The 19,657-nt window shown below is 40.0% G+C and carries 10 protein-coding genes, 2 tRNA genes and 1 pseudogene; 5 read left to right on the top strand and 8 right to left on the bottom strand.

The annotated features are described in order from the left end of the window. Positions 1–58: 58 nt before the first annotated feature. The 3 genes and pseudogenes from Q0874_RS16135 to Q0874_RS16125 form a co-directional block, all read right to left on the bottom strand. Positions 59–136, bottom strand: a tRNA-Pro gene (locus Q0874_RS16135). Between the two features lie 37 nt (positions 137–173). Further along, positions 174–365, bottom strand: a pseudogene (locus Q0874_RS16130) (GIY-YIG nuclease family protein); the annotation flags it as partial. 242 nt (positions 366–607) lie between these two features. Then, a tRNA-Ser gene (locus Q0874_RS16125) sits at positions 608–691 on the bottom strand. A gap of 276 nt (positions 692–967) precedes the next feature. Between Q0874_RS16125 and Q0874_RS16120 the strand changes: the two genes are divergently transcribed. The 4 genes from Q0874_RS16120 (at position 968) to Q0874_RS16105 (ending at position 6,177) form a co-directional block, all read left to right on the top strand. Continuing rightward, the gene (locus Q0874_RS16120; RefSeq protein WP_299164546.1) at positions 968–1,702 is read left to right on the top strand and encodes a PHB depolymerase family esterase; all 735 of its coding nucleotides are present in this window, start codon (positions 968–970) and stop codon (positions 1,700–1,702) included. A gap of 96 nt (positions 1,703–1,798) precedes the next feature. After that, the gene (locus Q0874_RS16115) at positions 1,799–2,893 is read left to right on the top strand and encodes a bile acid:sodium symporter family protein (protein ID WP_299164545.1); all 1,095 of its coding nucleotides are present in this window, start codon (positions 1,799–1,801) and stop codon (positions 2,891–2,893) included. Between the two features lie 49 nt (positions 2,894–2,942). Beyond that, positions 2,943–4,661, top strand: a complete 1,719-nt coding sequence (locus tag Q0874_RS16110; RefSeq protein ID WP_299164544.1) for a glycoside hydrolase family 9 protein — start codon at positions 2,943–2,945, stop codon at positions 4,659–4,661. A gap of 7 nt (positions 4,662–4,668) precedes the next feature. Next, the gene (locus Q0874_RS16105) at positions 4,669–6,177 is read left to right on the top strand and encodes a sulfatase (RefSeq protein ID WP_299164543.1); all 1,509 of its coding nucleotides are present in this window, start codon (positions 4,669–4,671) and stop codon (positions 6,175–6,177) included. Here Q0874_RS16105 and Q0874_RS16100 read toward each other — a convergent pair. The 5 genes from Q0874_RS16100 to Q0874_RS16080 all read right to left on the bottom strand — a co-directional run bounded on the left by Q0874_RS16100 (position 6,174) and on the right by Q0874_RS16080 (position 18,465). After that, a complete protein-coding gene (locus Q0874_RS16100; protein ID WP_299164542.1) occupies positions 6,174–9,749 on the bottom strand; it encodes a VCBS repeat-containing protein in 3,576 nt (1,191 codons plus the stop codon). The two genes, Q0874_RS16105 and Q0874_RS16100, sit on opposite strands and share 4 nt — an antisense overlap. Positions 9,750–9,856: 107 nt before the next feature. After that, on the bottom strand, positions 9,857–11,617 hold the full coding sequence (locus Q0874_RS16095; protein ID WP_299164541.1) for a RagB/SusD family nutrient uptake outer membrane protein: 1,761 nt from the start codon (positions 11,615–11,617) through the stop codon (positions 9,857–9,859). A 56-nt stretch (positions 11,618–11,673) separates the two neighbouring features. Beyond that, entirely contained in the window at positions 11,674–15,009 is a 3,336-nt protein-coding gene (locus Q0874_RS16090; protein WP_299164540.1) for a SusC/RagA family TonB-linked outer membrane protein, read from the bottom strand. A 434-nt stretch (positions 15,010–15,443) separates the two neighbouring features. After that, on the bottom strand, positions 15,444–16,583 hold the full coding sequence (locus Q0874_RS16085) for a glycosidase (RefSeq protein ID WP_299164552.1): 1,140 nt from the start codon (positions 16,581–16,583) through the stop codon (positions 15,444–15,446). A gap of 58 nt (positions 16,584–16,641) precedes the next feature. After that, complete coding sequence (locus Q0874_RS16080; protein ID WP_299164539.1) at positions 16,642–18,465, bottom strand: sodium:solute symporter family protein; 1,824 nt, start codon at positions 18,463–18,465, stop codon at positions 16,642–16,644. 199 nt (positions 18,466–18,664) lie between these two features. Here Q0874_RS16080 and Q0874_RS16075 point away from each other — a divergent pair, with 199 nt between their 5' ends. Then, the gene (locus Q0874_RS16075) at positions 18,665–19,543 is read left to right on the top strand and encodes an AraC family transcriptional regulator (protein ID WP_299164538.1); all 879 of its coding nucleotides are present in this window, start codon (positions 18,665–18,667) and stop codon (positions 19,541–19,543) included. Positions 19,544–19,657 lie beyond the last annotated feature (114 nt).

The following is a 19,657-nucleotide window of genomic DNA, read 5'->3' as shown; positions in this document are numbered from 1 at the left end:
AAGCTTCGCCTTGAGCTCATTCAAACAAAAAAGCCAGACAAGAATGTCTGGCTTTTGTTGGTCGGGGTGGCAGGATTCGAACCTGCGACCTCCTGCTCCCAAAGCAGGCGCGATAACCGGGCTACGCTACACCCCGAATGGTCATCTATAAATCGTTTTGCACCACGTTTTTTAATCCGTTTTTCCAGATGCACAGCCGCTAATCTGTCGGTTACTGGTATTTGCAAAACTAACTCCCAGGGGATTCCTCCCTTGGTTGAAGGTACTAAACCTCCATTGTGTCTTTTCAATCTTTTATCAATATCTGCAGTTTGACCTACATAATATCCAGAACGTGTTTTACTAAAGAGAACATATACAAACATAATTTTCTCTAGTTGGGGTGGTCACGCCTTGGCGTGACGACCTCCTGCTCACAGAACAAGCCCAATATCCCGGCGGAGTTTATCCCTCTTGAGCTTTTGAATAAAAGCAATTTGTGGGACTACACCCCGAATGGTGTAATTTTCAGTTTTGAATTACAACTGGAATAATTTAATGAACTTTTGCGGACATGTCCGCTAAAGCCCGCCGGTTCCGCCCCTTGGCGGAAAAAGGCTGGCGAAAGCGGAGAGACTGGGACTCGAACCCAGGCGACACTTACGCGTCGACAGATTAGCAATCTGCTCCGTTACCACTCCGGCACCTCTCCAGTAATTCTTTAATGAACGTGCATTGTAAAATGCGGATGCAAATGTAATTCTTCATATCCTGGAACGCAACTTTTTTATTGAATTTTTAAGGGATTACATACACAATTCAAACTTTCTTAGATAATTAAAAATCCTAAAGGTTGAACGCCTTGAGTTTTATAGGCTTCAAAACAAATTAATTTAACTAAATTAAGGATTTCATATGAGTTTAATTTACCATTTAATGGCTTGGATATTTTTGAAATGAAACCTTGAACTGAATAACATTATTAAAAATGGAAAGAATCTCGACTTTTATCAAACATACTTTAATTATACTATCTCTACTTTCTATTCAATCCTGTTCTGCACAGTCCACATTGATCGCTGATGAAAAAGAAACCGTGTCAGTTGAGAATTTGCAATATTACCTCTATTATCCAAAGGAATATGAAGAGGAAAAAAACGAAAAATTTCCCTTGCTTTTATTTTTACACGGGGGAGGAGAAGCAGGAGGCACACTGGATGACCTCAAAACCAATGGACCACCTAAACTTTTAGCGGAAGGAAAAGAATTCCCTTTCTTAATATTGGCCCCTCAAAATCCCTACAAAAAAAAATGGTGGAATACCCGGGCGGTGATGCAATTACTGGACACCATTATAGAAGCAAACAGGGTAGATATTGATAGAATTTATCTCACCGGTTTAAGCAGGGGTGGGGGAGCTGCCTGGGAGCTTGCTGTACAATACCCCGATAAATTTGCAGCTCTGGCGGTAGTATGCGGAATGACCCCGGTACCCTATGCGGCCTGGATAAATAAAAATATGCCCATATGGGTTTTTCATGGAACTGAAGATCAATCAATACCTATTTCCGAATCTGAGGAAATGGTTGCAAAGCTTAAGGCCATGGGCTATGATGTTACATTTACCAGATATGATGGGGTAGGGCATAATGCTTGGGTGCGGGCTTATAATACCGAAGAATTGTATGAATGGTTTATGAATCAAAAGCGTAAAAAAGAATAATTCCTCATTACGATGCTTTTACTTTTAAGTTTTAGAAATTTCGTTTGGGTTCCGTGTTCAATATACTATATTTATTGAAGTCAAAGAATAACGCAGATGTATAGAAAAATAATATCAGGATTAGCCATTGGTTCCGGAATACTGGCACTTGTGTTATTGATTTTGGATGATTTTAATACGCTGGGCCCTGTTTTGATACTTTTTTTTCTATCACTTGCTTTAGCGATACGAAGTTTTGATTCATTGAAAGGGTTTTCTTTTACCATATTAATATTTGCTGCAGTAACTGCTTCTATGTTCTATCCCGAATTTTTTTCCAAAGCAGGAAGCTTCGACCTTAAAAAACTAATTGTTCCTCTGTTAATGCTAATCATGTTCGGAATGGGGACGGCGATGAGTCTTCAGGATTTCAGAGGAGTTGTTAAAATGCCTAAGGGGGTTTTAGTGGGTATTTTATGTCAGTTTACCATTATGCCTTTCGTAGGCTATGGATTAGCTACTGTATTTGGATTTCCCCCCGAAATTGCCGCCGGAATTATTTTGGTAGGTAGCTCTCCCAGTGGTCTGGCGTCTAATGTAATGGCCTATATTTCCGGTGCAAACCTGGCACTTTCACTTACTTTGACTGCCGTAGCTACCCTGCTGGCACCCCTATTTACGCCTTTGCTGATGAAGATTTTAGCGAATCAACTGGTGCCGATAGACTTTTTAGGAATGCTTTGGAGTATTGTGAAAATAGTTATTATACCCATCATTGCCGGACTCGTGTTTAATAGATTTGCCCATGGAAGATTTAAATGGCTCGATAAAGCAATGCCGGTGGTCTCCATGGCGGGAATTGCAATTATTATTACAATTATAACCGCTGCCGGCAGAGATTCCCTCCTAACACTTGGATTACTTTTGATAGTCGCCGTAATTTTGCATAATTTAATTGGCTATTTCTTCGGATATTGGGGAAGTAGAGTGTTTGGTCTCGATAGGAAGTCGGCACGTACGGTTGCATTCGAGGTAGGCATGCAAAACGCTGGCCTGGCATCAGGCATTGCCTTAGAAATGGGAAGGGTTGCTACCATGGGTCTGGCACCTGCAGTGTTTGGCCCCATGATGAATATAACGGGTTCCAGTTTGGCAACCTGGTGGCGAGGAAAACCTATTGATGAATTGGATGAAGCGGAAGATTTATCGTAATATTATTTATGTGGAAACAAGCTGGGGATAATCATAAAATTTGAATACTATGAGTAGGTTATTTTGTCTTTACGGAACTTTGGTTCTTTTAGTTACTGCGGGTTGTAAAGAAGCTGTCCCTGCCATTACCAATTCATTTAGCTCTGAAATTAGATTAAACCAAATTGGTTATTATCCTGATGCCGTGAAAAAAGCGGTGGTTGTTACTGAAATAGAAAATGAAAAATTCAGTATTGTGGATAGCGAATCCGGAGATGCTGTTTTTTCTGGAGCGCTCTCAGAGCCATTAGACTGGGAAATGGCAGGAGAAGTAGTGCGTATTGCCGATTTCAGTGAATTTACAGAGACCGGATCTTATCATATTTATATTAAAGATGTTGGATTTTCTTTTCCTTTTGAAATAAAAGAACATGTTTTACTTCCTGTTTTTCGGGGATCAATAAAGGGTTTGTACTTTCAAAGAGCCGGTATGGCCCTTGATAAAAAATATGCATCACAATGGCATAGGGCCCTTGGGCATCCTGATGATTCTGTTTTGTATCATCCGTCCAGCGGCAAACAAACAGGCACATTAAATTCCCCTAAGGGCTGGTATGATGCCGGAGACTACAATAAATATGTAGTAAATGCCTCTTTCCCCTTAGGTCAATTCTTTTTGCTGGAGGAGCAATATCCAAATAGTGTTGCGGATGGAGATTTAAACATTCCGGAAAGCGGTAATGCCATTAGTGATTATTTGGATGAACTGAAATATGAAATGGATTGGGTATTAACTATGCAGGATGAAGACGGTGGGATGTTTCACAAACTGACCACTAAAAATTTTGAAGGGATGGTAATGCCTCATGAGGCAACAAATCAAAGATATATTGTGGGAAAAGGAACCGCCGCCAGTCTGGATTTTGCAGGCGCTGCCGCGCAAGCTGCCCGTGTTTTTATGCCTTATAATTCTGCATATGCCGGGAAATGCCTGGAGGCAGCTAAAAAGGCTTACAATTGGTCCATAGAGAATTCACAGGTGGCATTTGTAAATCCTGAAGATGTTAGTACAGGTCAATATGGAGACACCAATTTTGATGATGAATTGTTCTGGGCCGGCGCACAACTATATGTATCTACTTCTGATATCACTTACCTCGAACAACTGAATAAGGAACAGATCGATTTTAACTACAGCCCTGGTGATGGCTGGACAAAATTTATGAGGTTTATGGGGATATTTACACTTTTGGAAAACAAATCACTCGTTCCTGAGGAACTCTATGATGAATTAAAAGAAGGAATTTTAAATACCGCGGATGCCCTGACTGAAAGAACAAAAACAAATGATTATTTTCAGTGTGTTGATGATTTTCAATGGGGTTCGAATAGCGACGTACTGAATACAGCGATGATTATTGCTCAGGCCTACAGGCTGGAAAATAAACCCGAATATCTAACAGCTGTAAGGCAAGCTGCTGATTATATACTGGGAACCAATGCTTTAGGATATAGTTTTGTAACGGGTTTTGGAGATAATCCCCCTATGTTAATACATCACAGGCAAAGTGCCGCTGACGGCATCGTAGATCCGGTACCGGGACTGCTCTCTGGTGGGCCAAATGATGACAAGCAGGATATTGCTGCCGGGGTAATTTATCCTGAAAATGTCGCCCCTATGAAAAGTTGGGTAGATCATGAGGATAGTTACGCAAGCAATGAAATATGTTTAAACTGGAATTCCCCTTTGACTTATATTCTGGGCTTTCTGGAACAAGAATCTAAATAACCAAATTATGAGAATACTTAAAACTGTTATCGCTTTACTAGGTGTATGCGCCCTTACGGGAAGTACGGAAACCGCTTTTGCAAATACAAAAATAGAAAACGACTCAAGTACAATACAAAAACCAAAACCTCGAAACGTCATTTTTATTCTTACCGATGATCACAGGTATGATTATATGGGGTTTACAGGTAAAGTTCCCTGGCTGCAAACCCCTAATATGGATAAGCTGGCAGCGGAAGGCGCTTACCTGCCCAACACTTTTGTCACTACTTCCCTGTGCTCTCCAAGCCGGGCATCTATTTTAACCGGGCAATTCTCACATAGCCATACTATTGTGGATAACCAGGCTCCGGATCCCGGGAACCTGACTTATTTTCCGGAGTATTTACAGAAAGCCGGATATCAAACAGGCTTTTTTGGAAAATGGCATATGGGTGACCATGGTGATGAGCCACAACCCGGTTTTACACATTGGGAAAGTTTTCCCGGACAAGGGGTCTATTATAATCCTACTTTAAATATTAACGGGGAGAGAGTGGCCTATAAAGATTCTACATATATCACCGATCTATTAACGGAACACGCGGTAGATTGGATGGATAAAAGGGATAAGAATAAGCCATTCTTTCTATATCTCTCACATAAAGCAGTGCACGCAGGATTTCAACCTGCTAAAAGACATAAAGGTATTTATAAAGGTAAAAAGATAAAACTCCCTGCTACCTATGAACAGACCAAAACAGGCAAGTACCGGGATTTAAAATGGCCACAATGGGTTGCTGACCAGCGAATCAGCTGGCATGGGGTAGATTATATGTACCATTCTAACCGTGACTTATATGAAATGGTTGTGGATTACTGTGAAACCCTCCTTGGAGTTGATGAAAGTATTGGTAGCGTAATGGAGTATTTAAAGAAGGAAGGACTGGATGAGTCTACACTGATTATTTACATGGGGGATAATGGTTTTAGTTGGGGTGAGCACGGCCTGATCGATAAAAGGCATTTTTACGAAGAGTCTGTTAAAGTTCCTTTGCTGGTGCGTTGTCCGGAATTATTTGAAGGGGGTAAGGTTCCACAGCAAATGGTTCAAAATATAGATATAGGACCCACAGTTCTGGCTGAAGCAGGGGTTAAACAGCCAGAAAATATGCCCGGGGTTTCCTTTATTCCTATTCTAACCGGAAATACAGAGATGGCTTCCCGTAAAGAAATATTTTATGAATATTACTGGGAGTATGATTTTCCCATGACGCCAACTGTGTTTGGCATGCGAACAGATCAATATAAGTACATGAAGTATCAGGGGATATGGGATAGAAATGAACTTTATGATTTACAGAACGATCCTGAGGAGATGTACAATTTAATCGCAGATCCGGACAAACAGGAAATAGCGAAATCTATGTCATCTGCCATATATGATTGGCTTGAAGAAACCAATGGCATGAATATTCCCTTAAAGCGAACAGTTAAATACCGTTTTGGAGATTTTAAACACCAACAAGAACACTAAAAATCTAGCGTTCTGGTTTCTTTGCCGTGATTATCAAAAAACTTGATTTGGTTTACGTTTGGATTCACTTCAATATACCTGCTGGATTGGGATTGAAAGGAGGAACCCCAATAATATTCCTGGATCTGACTGCTATTATTCCCGAAATATAATGTGCACTTAACTTCATTAGCTTTTAGTGGAACTAACTGAGGCGTTGGATTTATAGTTGTTTCGTAAACTTTTAGGAAATCATTGTTTTGAGAAGCGACCAGTATAGATTTTTCATTTGCAATACTCACTCTTACAAGGCTTTTTGCATCACCAGGGACGAGGAAATGACTCTCCTCCAGAGGTACGGCTTCAAAACTTCCTTCTCCTTTATTCTTTAGCACAACACCCACAAAAGCGTCAGCAGGGCCTTGTTGTACTTCCATGCCAAAATCGTTCCCTACCAATGCAATATCCATGAAGTTATCATTATTAAAATCGGTTATGAGAATGCCGTAAACAGGGGCAAGTTGAGCTTCAATAGGCAGCGGATGACTCTTAAACCTGCCATCTCCCAGATTTTCAATCCATGACGTCTGCATATAGTTAAACGTGAGTTTCATTGCATCATCCAGAAGGCCATCAGGAAAAACTTCCGGCAAAGTGGCTTCACCAAATTCACCAAAGGAGTTAAATCTTTTTCGAATTCCCACAAACTGCTTTACAACATCCTGCCAGGGATGATAAAGGTATTCCTTCTTGGTCCCTACGCTATCTCTCAGGTAATACGAGATAAATGGGTCTATCATTCCATTATCATCCAGATCCTTTGCATATAAGCGTACAGGCATCTCCTTATCGGCTTTAAAATTAATATTCTTCCCAAAATTGCCGGCTACATAGTCTGTATCTCCGTCATTATCCAGATCTGCAGCTGCCAGACTGTTCCACCAGCCGAAATTATCCTGAATACCACTGGAATCCGTTACTTCGTGTAGTGATCCATTCTTGTTTTCAAAGAAACGAATAGGCATCCATTCCCCGGCTAAAATAAGATCAGGCCAGTAATCCCCGTTAAAATCGGTCCATAAGGCATCGCTAATTAGTCCCGGATATTGCAATTCCGGAGAGACTTCCTCAGTTACATCAATAAAACGAACATTGCCATTTGCACTTTCATTCCGGAGAATATAGGAACGGTCTGCTTTTGGATATGCCATGGGAAGTACCCTGCTTCCTATAAAAAGGTCGAGGTCTCCGTCCCTGTCATAATCCGAAGCCCTTACAGTGGATGAATTACTCCTCATATCAGGGATACCTTCAACAGATACAGAAAACCTGCCATTTCCATCATTTAACAACAGAATATCTTTATATAATATATCCCCCGGAGGATACTGAGCGCACCCGCGGGCTATATATAAATCCAAATCCTGATCACCATCTGCATCAAAGAGCAGGGTACCGGCATCTTCTTCTTCCAATTCTTTACCCTGTTTGTAATTAACTTCCTCCTGAATAAAGCTCCCATCCTTTTGCTGTATAAACCAGGACTCGGCGAATTTCCTGCTGGCACTCAGGAACATGTCATCCAGGCCGTCATTATTTACGTCACCCACAGCAAGAGCAGGGCCATATTGAGAGAACTTATGTGGTAGCGTACGCTGAAAATTAAAATCAATAAAGTCATGATCCTTACTTTCATGTACCAGATTATACTTTTCTGCTACTTCTTTCAGCATAGGAATAAACAAGGAATCCTTTTCCAAAGCGGGTTCCAACAATAGCGAATCAAAAGAAATATTGAGAACTCTGTCTGAGTCCTGAGTCTGTAACTTCTGAATACCTCCACCGGGCCAGATAATTTTTATGGAATCTACGGAGGATTTAGTACCAAGTCCAAAATGAAATACACTTTCAGGTTTGGAGAGATACCCTCGTCCGGAAAGCAAGGATTGCTTCTGACTCATGCCATCAGAATAAATTTCTACCACACTCCCGTAGGCAGCAGGGTTTTTATCGGAACCTTTTAATTTAATCCTTAAGTAATGACTTTCCGGATTTATTTGAGAAAGCCTGTTTTCCATTAGGAGTACAGGATCATTTATATTATTGATTACTAAATCCAAATCCCCGTCATTATCAAGATCTCCATAGGCCGCTCCATTGGAGTAGGTGCCAAAATTAAGCCCCCAGGAATCGGTAACATCCTCAAAATTCAAGTCTCCTTTATTTCGGAACATGAAATTTGGAATTTTTATCTCAGGAATGGCAGCTATCAATTTTTCTTTGCTGACCAGTCTGCTTGCCGTGATACGGAAATCCCCGAAATCCCTGTCGGTTACATCTTTTGGAAATCCATTGGTAATAAAAAGATCCTGCCAGCCGTCATTGTCGTAATCGGCAAAAAGAGGTGCCCAACTCCAATCCGTTTCCTGGATCCCGGCAAACATACCTGTGTCTCCAAATACAGGAAGCCCTGTTTCCGGATTCATACCAAGATTTAGTTGCAGTGTGTTTCTGGTATACTGGGATGCGTAATTATACTTTTTGGTAAAAATTTCTTTCTGATAACTGCTGGGCCCCTGGAATAACTTCTTTCGCTTGTTGTAGTAAGGCTGCATCTCTGAGGTAAAAATATCCATATGCCCGTTATTGTTTACATCAGCAATATCGCTACCCATGGAAGAAAGGCTAAAATGCTTAAATATATCCCCGGCCCTGTTGGTGTAGGTACCATCCTGATTATTGATATAAATCAGATCATTACTCAGGAAATCATTCGCCACATAGATGTCCATCCATCCATCTTCATTAAAATCGTGAATTAGCGTACTATGGCTGTATCCGTGAAAGCGAATTCCGGCCTCTTCTGATACGTCTTTAAATATAGGGTGATCCATAGTATCATTCCACTCATTTTTATAGAGCCTGTCGCGGCTAAGGGAGGTACCATCGTCCTCTAACGGACTAAACTGGCTTGGGTTTATTCCTTCAATCCTGTTCACGCCAATAAAAAGATCCAGGTCTCCATCGTTGTCGTAGTCAAAAAATTGTGCATGGGAAGAATAGGTAGTGTCTGCAATACCGTAATCCTTCGCCATTTCTTTAAATAGGGGAGTACCACTCTCATTATTACCCTGGTTGATGTACAGGAGGTTCCTTCTTCTGTCCTGGTTTTTGTAAAAAGTGTTACAAATGTAAATATCCTGTTTCCCATCAAGGTTAATATCTATAATAGATACTCCTGAAGACCATAGCAGAGAATCTGGTTTATTTATGCCAGCCGCTGTGGAGACATCAATAAATTTTAATTGTCCTTTATTGAGGAACAAGCTATTATCTACCTGATTCCCTGTGAGGAAAATATCGTCTAGTCCATCACCATCCAGGTCTCCCAGTGCCACACCGGAGCCATTGTAGACAAATTCATTATCAAGAATATTAATGGAATCATTTTCGGTCAATGCATTGGTAAAATCCAGGCCTGAATTTTGGGGAGTAACTCTTTGGAAAAGAACAGTATTTTTTTCTGGATTATCACAGCTGGTAACCAGCATTGATAATAAGCCAATTGCCAGTAATACAATTTTCGCTTTCATTGGATATGTATTTTAAATCAACATACAAAAATGCGAGAACCCTGGCACATGAACAAATAAAAAGGCCGCTTTTCAGCGGCCTTTTAAAAATTATATGCACAAGTGTATTAATACCCTGGATTCTGAGATAAAATATCAGAGCCTTGAATATCTCTTTGCGCTTGTGGAATAGGATATAATTCACTTTTACCGGCAGTGAAGCTTGCGCCACCAAATTTGGTAACAAGGAATTGTCCTTCATAAGCTAAATACTCATTTAATGTTTCAGCAGCTATTCCCCAACGTACTAAGTCAAAGAAACGGTGACCTTCTCCTGAAAGCTCAAGCTTTCTTTCAAAACGAACTGCAGTTCTTGCAGCATCCTGAGTAGCAAAGTCAGCAGCTACGTATTCAGAGATATTGTAGTTTGCGGCATCTGTACCATCCTCATTTTTAACCCAATGCTCAGAAAGAGCAGCTCTACGGCGTACCTGGTTTACATAATCTAATGCCTTTGTAAGTGATCCTGCTTCAACTTCAGCTTCAGCAGCCATCAGCAATACATCAGCATAACGTATAATGGTATAATTCATGGTGGCATAACCACGTGTCCATGAGCTACCATCTGTAAAAGTATTCTCCTGTGATTTGTAATAGATATATTTCTTAGGAGAGTAAGGACCCGCATACGGGAAACTTCTAATCCAGGCAGAACCAGGATGAGGTATCCAATCTAAATAAGGGATCGATTTTCTCCCGATAGAATGATCTATTCTTGGATCTAACGGACCTGAATCAGGTACAAAAGTAGCTTCATCATTTCCATCCACAATTACGTGAAAGAATGCATTTTGAACTGCGTTGGCCGGATCATTATAAGACTCATCTAACAACGGCAGACCGTTTGCTTGTGTTCTAAAGGAATTGGCTAAAGATAAACTTGGCTGAAAGAATCCACAGCAGTTACCAGGACCATCAGGACCTGTGTTGTATGGGTAGTTTAAATCATCAAAAGCATTTGCATTTTGAACACTTCCCGTATTATTAGCAGATTCAACATCCATTACAGATTCTGCATGGTTGTCATTTTCCGCATTGTAAATTTGCGCGTAATCATCTAATAACGCATACTTTAAACCATTGGAAGTAACTCCATTAGCAATAACATCATCAAACCAGGTTATAGCTTCTGAAAACTTCCCCTGAAATAATTTGGCTTTGCCCATATAAGCTGCAGCCGCCCATTTATTTACCCGACCGGCATCTGTAGTCTCAGGTAAATTATCATACGCATACTGGAAATCAGCTTCTATTTGAGCCCAGGCAGTCCCTGAATTAGGAACCAGAATTACTTCCTCTGCGGGAAGAGTTTCATCAAAAACCGGGATGTTACCGAAATGCTTCTGGAGATCAAAGTAAAAATGACCACGCAACATCCGTGCCTCACCCGTTACCCTGTCACGATCAGACGCTATTAGAGCGTCCGGGTTGGCAGCAACAGTAGCAAGCACTCTGTTAGCCCTTGCAATACCTTCATAACGTCCACGCCAAAGGTTATTCAAATCCCCACTGGTAGGATCTGTTTCATAACGCTGAATGGGGTTGATAGTCGAATAATCCCCTGCATCCGTTCCTTTATTGGCTTCTCCACCCATAATTGAACCGGTAACCCAATGGTTGGGTCCTTCAAATCGATTTCCAAATACGCCATTCAATGCAGAATACGTCCCAATAAGAAGGGCTTCAATACCATCTGCGGTTCCCAACTGAGCATCACCCAATGAACCTGCAGGCGGTACTTCTAAAAATTCATCGCTACATGAGACACCCAATACGAGGGCGCACATGACGAAAACTCCGAATTGTTTAATCTTTTTAATTGTCATCATAACTTTTTTTTTCAAATATAATTAAAATTTTATCATAATTATTCATAATCAAGGTCTTAGAGTCCAATATTAACATTTATCAAATAAGATGGTGTTACGGGGTAGTTACCTACATCAATACCAAATCTAACATCAGCATCTCCACCAACAACCGGGTCTAATCCGCTATAACCCGTTATGGTCCAGATATTATTGGCAGAAAGTCCTACTTCAAATTTGCTAAGTACATTGGAATTATCAACCAGTTGACTAAAAGAGTAGGTGAAAGCAAGTCTTTGAAGTCTTGCATAACTACCATCTTCTACATACCAGGAATTAGAAGCTCCACTGGTACTTAGGTTAGATGCACTTTCCCAGATAGGAGCAGCAGCGTTGTTACCTAATTCAGGAGTCCATGATTTAAATGCAGCGACACCTTTAGCAGAGCCTTCAAAAGTACCAAAGAAATCTCTAAACCATTTGGATTGATTAAAAACCTCCAAGCCAGTAGACCAGTTCCAGAACATCTCCATTCTTAAATCCTTATATTTCAAATCTATAGTTGCCCCACCGCTGTAATTCGCTATAGGATCACCAAGATAGGTTCTGTCTTCCGGGGTAATTGCACCATCTCCGTCAACATCCCTATATTTAAATCTACCTACACCTGCTCCGTCCTGTGAAGGAGAAGAAGCAACATCTGCCGCACTTTCGAAGTAACCTATTACATCATAACCAAAAAAGGAAGATAATGGCTTTCCAATCTGGTTCCTTGTAGGAAATATTCCTCTAAAACCATCTCCATCCAAAAAGTCGATACCTGGTGCAAATGATAACACTTCATTTTTAAGGAAGGTGTTATTAACCGCAAATTCAAATGTAAAATCTTCTGTGAAATTTCCTTTATAAACTACTCGTAAGTCAATTCCCCGGTTAAGCATAGAACCCACATTTCTGGCTGGTGCCTGGGCGAAGTTGCCGGTTACACCTGCTAATGGTACACGGAATAATAGGTCTTCGGTATCGCGTTTCCACCAGTCGAATTCAATATCTAAATGGTTGTCAATAATAGTAGCATCAAAACCTATGTTGGTAGTAGTACTGGTTTCCCATTTAGCATCCGGGTTCCCTATACGGCTGGTAGCAAAACCTTCATCGGCACCACTACTTTGACCTTGTATGGGATAAAAAGTATTATCCAAAGCCGAGGCTGCCAAAGAAAACTGGTTAGCAGGGTCTACGTTGTTGGAGTTACCCATTTGTCCCCAGCCAACTCGAACTTTTAAATCCTGAAAAAAGTTTTGGTTATCCATAAAGGATTCACCAACAATCCTCCAGGCTCCTGAGAATGCAGGAAAGGTACCATATCTGTTGTTAGCCCCGAATACGGAAGAACCGTCTCGCCGAACAACCCCAGAAACATAATATCTTTCGTCATAGTTGTACTGCAACTGGCCAAATAAAGAACTAAAATTAACACCTTTTCTTATAAAACTTTGAACTACCGGGCTCTGTACTGCAGAGAGCGTTACAAAATCTAAATCTGTAGAGAACGGGTTGATACCGGAACCTTGAATTCTTCTTCCCTGAGGCGCGGCTACCGGGGTATTTGTCCCTTCAATTGCTTCCTGACCTACTAAAACTTTTAATTTGTGTTTGTCAGCAATTAATTTCTCATAGGTAATGGTGTTCGTAAATGTCCATGAGAAGCCATATTCTGAACCTTCACTAAAACTATAACTAGCCTGTGGTTCAGAATCTCCCAAATACCTGTAATTGTAATCTAGATTGTTAAAATTATAATAGAACCCACCTATACTACTTCTAAAAGTAAAGCCCTCAAAAGGTTTGATCAGTGCATAAAAATTACCAATGGCACTTGTTGAAAAGGCCTTATCATCACCTCTGTCTTGTTTTAATCTTCTCACCGGGTTACGCGGGTTATTAAAACCTGCGGCCCTTGTACTGGCATAGCTGCCAAATTCATCAAATACCGGGATAATCGTTGGCATACGATAGGCTGAAAGAATTTCAGATTCATCATTCGCAATACCTTGTCCCCCGTTACCACCGGTTTGGCCTACAATTGATTGATATGTAATCTGCAGATTTTCACCAATACTTAACCAGGGTGCCAGATCAAATTCTGAATTAAAACGGGCAGTATACCTGTCCTGGCTGTTCGACAAAAGAATACCATCTATAGACTGCATATTTAATCCTACATAGAAGCGACCATTCTCGTTACCTCCATCAAAACCAACGCTAATCCTTGTAGCCGGTGCAACCCTGGTAATTTCTCTATACCAGTCTGTTCCTGCAAGGTTTGGCCTGATTAAAAAGACATTTTCGGGATCTGCTTCATAATTTGCCTGAATCTGAGCTAAATTTATATCGCTGGCAGAAACACCATTCTGCCCATCTGCATGCAGATAATCAGGAAAAGTTGGTGTTGCATTAGAACCGTATTGCGGATGTGTATACTGTGGTTCAGTTCCGTTAGCCGCAGCATTATTTCGATAGCCAATATGCGTATAATTGGCCATATCCTGAGGGTTCAGCATTTTTGGAGATCCTGCTACATTGGGATCGGTAATACCACTTTGAATATTAATTGAAATGTTGGTTTTTCGATCTCCGCGTGATCCTTGTTTTGTTGTATAAACAATTACACCGTTTGCTGCTCTTGCCCCATAAATGGATGCCGCAGCAGCGTCTTTAAGCACTGTGGTCGTAGCAATATCGTCCGGGCTTAAGAAATCAATATTTTGAATAGGTACCCCATCTACTATATAAAGTGGTTGGTTACCACCAAAACCACCATATCCACGAACCCGCACCTGACTTTGAGTTCCTGGCTGGCCATTAGTGATTACTGTAACACCGGCAACCCTACCAGCTAATTGTTGTTCCACGTTACCGGAAGGAATTGCTGCCAGCTCCTCGGCACTAACAATGGATACCGCTGCTGTGGTTTCCCTTTTTGACTCAGTGGTATACCCTGTTACTACAACTTCGTCTAATGCAAGCCCTTCTTCAAGAGTTGCATTTATAACACTGGAGCTACCCACTGTCAATTCTGCCGAATTGTAACCGGTGTAAGAAAACACCAGGACATCTCCGGGACTGGCCTGGATGGAATAATTTCCATCAAAATCAGCCGCGGCACCAGTTGAAGTGCCTTTAATTACCACATTCGCTCCAGGAAGCGGAACCCCGCTTGCATCTGTAATAGTTCCTGTGATGGTGGATTGAAATGCTTCAATCGTCGTTACTGTTTCGAGACTTGTTGTCGGTGCTGCAAGAGCAAACGAACAAACAAGCCCCATAAGTAATGAAAAAACCTTGATACTGGACCTGCTGATTTTGCCAGCACAAGATTTTAACGAGTGATAATCACTTTTTAGAATCATAATCGTTTGTTGTTTAGTTAGCTTTAATTAATTGATTTTCATGATTTTAAATAACACTTAAAGCGAAAACGTTTGCGGTAAATGTTAAAATAAACCATAAATTTTTGATAATATTAATAAAATTATGCGAATAATATAATAAACGGTGACAATATTTTGTCAATTAGTTGTCAAATAATGAAATATTAGGAATTTGTTATATAAATAAATTTAACATTTTGTTGTTTTTTATCAATTCTTGTAAACTACTACTATTTTTTTTAATAAAACAATACCTTTTGGGGTTAACCAAAAGGCATTGCTTACTACGCTACTGATACTACCTTACTAAGAAGGGCATCACAATTGCAATCGTTCCCCTATGATTTGCCAGTCAGAAACGGGAAACGCCGCGCTAATTCAAAAAAACCAAGCGCAGGTTGGGGAAACTATTTTTAATGCTGTATTTCATTCATTTCAATTAAGTTTAATATGCTTTTTACAGATTCATTGGTTGATAACCTATCTGTGGGCGTGTTTTTGCAATAGTCGACCAAAATATTTATCGACGTGGTGGCTACATGGGTTCTGGTGTCTGAAGACGCATAATAGATAAAAACGGTTCCGTCATTATCTGCTATCCAACCATTAGAAAAAAGAACATTTCCCACATCTCCTACAATCTCTTTAGTATTCGGAGCCATAAAATAACCCCCGGGCTGATAAATGACTTTAGATATATCCCGCAGATCTGTCATAAAAAGATATAATACATATCTTAAACCTGCGGCCGTATTGCGTACTCCATGTGCCAGGTGAAGCCACCCTTCTTTCGTTTTAATTGGTGAAGGTCCCAACCCGTTTTTCAATTCATATATAGTATGATAGGCTTTTTGGTTTATAATTATCTCGTCAACAACCTCGGGGTGGGTCATGTCATCTATAAATCCCAGCCCAATACCTCCTCCGGATCCAGTTTCAATAAATCCATCCTGTGGTCTTGTGTACAGGGCGTATTTACCTTGAACAAATTCCGGGTGCAAAGTCACATTCCTTTGCTGGTTGGATCCCGAAATTAAGTCGGGTAAGCGCTCCCAGTTTTTAAGATCCCTTGATCTGATGATGCCTGCGTTTGCGATTGCAGAAGAAGTGTCCCCGTGTGGCGCATCCGGATTTTTTCTTTCAGCACAAAAAATACCATAAACAAATCCATCTTCATGAGCAATCAACCGCATATCATAGACATTAATATCAGGGTCATTTAATTGTGGAAGCAGTAAAGGCTTTTCCCAGAATTTAAATTTATTTATTCCATCCGGGCTATCTGCAAAGGCAAAATAAGATTTCCTATCGCTGCCTTCAACTCTTACCACAAGTGTATATTTATCATTCCATTTAATTGCCCCCGCATTAAATGCTGCATTAACACCTATACGTTCTAAGCCATATGGATTAGACGCTGCATTTAAATCGTACCGCCAGTTTATTGGTATATGTTCAGCAGTAATCACCGGATACTCATATCTGGTGATTATCCCATTATTTTCCGGAATTGCATCATTAGGCATATTTATAAGTTGCTGATGATTTCTCATAAGCTGCTCATAATTCCAAATCCGTTTTTGGTTTTTTAGCCTGCCTGTTTCCATCACGTTACATTTGTTGGTCTAACTTATCCCACCAGAATTTTTTAAGGAGAAAACCGCAAACAGCAAAAATCGCAAGCGATATCCATAAGGACGTATATTCTCTTAGGATTAAATATATAGGCATAATTACCAAAAGTGTCTGAGCTGCGGTACCAATAAAAATATTAAACATGTCCATTTTGAACATTTTGTTTTTTACAAAATCCGGATACTGAGCACTAACTTTTTCTTGTATGGGTTTCCAAAAACCCCAGGGCCTTGTCTTTTTATAAAAATTAATTAGAGTGGCTTCATTGGTAGGCGGCCCCATATAAGTTCCAATTATACAGCCAAGGGTGGTAATTATAAGAAACAGGGGGAAAAGATAAAGTTCCAGCGTTTCTTTAAAGACCAGTGGAAAAATAATTGCAGGTATCAGGCCCGATACCATTCCCCAAAAATAACCGTAGCCGTTAAATCGCCACCAGTGCCATTTTAAAGTATTAGAAACTACATAACCTCCCCATAGGGCAGAAACTATCCATTGTAAAACAGAATTCACATCCTCGACGAAAAACCCCAAAGCAATACTCACTATGACAACCAGGATACCACTGCCATAGTTCATCCATTTCACCTCTTTTGGTTTTGCATCTTTTTTATATCTTAAGTAAACATCATTTACAATATAGGCCTGAGCCGCGTTTAAGGTTCCTGCAAAAGTGGACATAAATGCAGCCAATAAGCCAGCCAGTAAAAGACCCATTAAACCAACAGGCACAAATTTACTTATGGCCGAGGGAAGAATATTTTCAAAATCAATAATTCCGGCACGTTGTAGATCCAACTGATCATAAAATAGGATACCCAATACTGCAAAACCACCTATCATAAGATACCTGGTAGGCATAAGAACAATCGACACGAATCCACTCATTTTTGCAGCTTCTTTTGGTGATTTGGTAGATAGTATTTTCTGCATATCATAATTTGGTGCAGGACCGGCGATACTGGCCAGAATACCTTTGAAGACAACCAACATAAAGAACAATCCAAATAATGTATAGCCGTCTGAAGCAATTTTGTCGTTAACTTCTGCAATAAGACCAGTCCAATCAATATCCAGAGTCCATCCAAAAAAGGGATCCATCCAACCTTCTGGAACGTTCAGGGTATTTGAGCCCATTGCCTGCCAGGCTATGAAAGCTATGGCAAATGAGGAAATGGTCATTATTGTAAATTGTAAAAGGTCTGCCCATACAATACCGGACATACCGCCAAGCACCGAATAAAATACAGCGAACAAGGTAAAAACAGTGCCATAGAAATGGGGGACATATTCCAGCGGGACATCAAAAGGAATATAACCGCTGACTATTTCCCAGGGAATAAATATTTCAACAAACTTCCCCAGGCCAATAAATCCATAGGCCAAAAAGCCAAGGCAACTAATAATGGCAAAAGCCACAACAACGGTATGTGATAATTTGCCGCCCCTGCCTTCACCAAATCTGAACAAAATCCATTCAGCCCCGGTTGTGACATTGGAACGCCTTAACCAGGCGCTTAGGTAGATCATTAAAAATATCTGATTAAAAACAGGCCAAAGCCAGGGTATCCAAATACTTTTTAAACCGTATACAAAGGTTAAGGTAACCAGCCACATGGTCCCGGAAATATCAAACATCCCTGAGGCATTGGAAAGACCGAGCATATACCAGGGCAGGGATTTGCCGCCAAGTAAATAATCATCTTTGCTTCTTTGTGCCCTTTTGCGGAGTATAAGACCAATAAGCACTGTAGCTAAAAGATATAATAGGATTATTGCAATATCTATTCCCTGCAGCATACTTTGTTTTAACTTAAAAAATTAAAGATTAATCAAATAAGTTGGAATTAGTAAAAATTAGTGTGCTTTTTTAAATATTCATTAAAATATACACCCTTCATTTGCTAAATTCTGGTTCAAATCTAAAATATTTGTTAATATTGTTTTGGTATTATTTTATCATATCAATGAATTATAACGACAGATCTAGCATTGAATAATGGAATTATTAAAAAAAATTCATCGTGAGATCACACCTCTTTCTAATGAAGACAGTTTTCTAGTTTTCGACAGAGTGAAGGATTTTTTTGATTATCCAGTGCACTTCCATCCGGAATTAGAACTGAACTTTATCTCCAATGGAAAAGGAATCCGCAGAATTGTAGGCGACAGCATTGAAGAAATTGACAATCTAGAATTAGTATTGGTTGGCTCTAATCTTTTTCATGGCTGGGAACAACATGAGTGTACAAAAAAAAATATACATGAAATAACGATTCAATTTCACAATGATCTACTCAATTCCGCTTTTCTTGGCCGTAGAATTATGAAACCCTTAAAAGACTTGTTTGATAGGTCGGCTCATGGAATTCTTTTTTCCGAAGAAGTAACTCGTAATATGGCTCCGAGAATACTGAAAGTATCAAAACTGGGTGGAATCGATTACTTTATGGAACTATTTTCAATTTTATATGACCTGGCGACTTCAAGAAATCAACGGTTGCTGTCTACGACCACAATTCTGCTGGAAGACTTTGAGCACAATAAAAAACTCAAAACATTATATGATTATGTTCAGGATAATTATTCGGCAAAAATGACCCTTCAGGAAGTTGCAGATATAATGAATATGAGTAGTGTTTCATTTAATAGATTTATTAAGAAGCGAACCGGTAAGACATTTGTAGAATATGTAAATGATATTCGTATAGGTTATGCTTCCAAATGGTTAATTGAAAGAGATTTGAGCATATCCGAAATAGCCTTTATGTGCGGTTTTAATAGTATTGCAAATTTTAACCGGGTTTTTAGAAAAAGCAAAGGCAGTACGCCTACTCAATACAGGCAGGATTTTTCCGGTATTCGAAGAGTATTATAATTTCATAGAAGTAGTTAATACGTTTAGAGGGTATTTTATGGCAATAGGCTTACACTAAATTGTCAATTTCTTGTACATTTCTACCAAACTGGACGGACTGCAAAATATTTCAAA

It is taken from the genome of uncultured Eudoraea sp., from assembly GCF_947490415.1.
Classification (GTDB): domain Bacteria; phylum Bacteroidota; class Bacteroidia; order Flavobacteriales; family Flavobacteriaceae; genus Eudoraea.
Note: the sequence above shows the minus strand (reverse complement) of the source record. Positions and strands in the feature narration are given on the sequence as shown.

What these genes read in the sequence shown, in the direction of transcription:
- Q0874_RS16085 (WP_299164552.1), bottom strand. Translation starts at nt 16,583, where the DNA reads ATGAGAAATCATCAGCAACTTATAAATATGCCTAATGATGCAATTCCG.
- Q0874_RS16110 (WP_299164544.1), top strand. Translation starts at nt 2,943, where the DNA reads ATGAGTAGGTTATTTTGTCTTTACGGAACTTTGGTTCTTTTAGTTACT.
- Q0874_RS16120 (WP_299164546.1), top strand. Translation starts at nt 968, where the DNA reads ATGGAAAGAATCTCGACTTTTATCAAACATACTTTAATTATACTATCT.
- Q0874_RS16095 (WP_299164541.1), bottom strand. Translation starts at nt 11,617, where the DNA reads ATGATGACAATTAAAAAGATTAAACAATTCGGAGTTTTCGTCATGTGC.
- Q0874_RS16080 (WP_299164539.1), bottom strand. Translation starts at nt 18,465, where the DNA reads ATGCTGCAGGGAATAGATATTGCAATAATCCTATTATATCTTTTAGCT.
- Q0874_RS16100 (WP_299164542.1), bottom strand. Translation starts at nt 9,749, where the DNA reads ATGAAAGCGAAAATTGTATTACTGGCAATTGGCTTATTATCAATGCTG.
- Q0874_RS16075 (WP_299164538.1), top strand. Translation starts at nt 18,665, where the DNA reads ATGGAATTATTAAAAAAAATTCATCGTGAGATCACACCTCTTTCTAAT.
- Q0874_RS16105 (WP_299164543.1), top strand. Translation starts at nt 4,669, where the DNA reads ATGAGAATACTTAAAACTGTTATCGCTTTACTAGGTGTATGCGCCCTT.
- Q0874_RS16090 (WP_299164540.1), bottom strand. Translation starts at nt 15,009, where the DNA reads ATGATTCTAAAAAGTGATTATCACTCGTTAAAATCTTGTGCTGGCAAA.
- Q0874_RS16115 (WP_299164545.1), top strand. Translation starts at nt 1,799, where the DNA reads ATGTATAGAAAAATAATATCAGGATTAGCCATTGGTTCCGGAATACTG.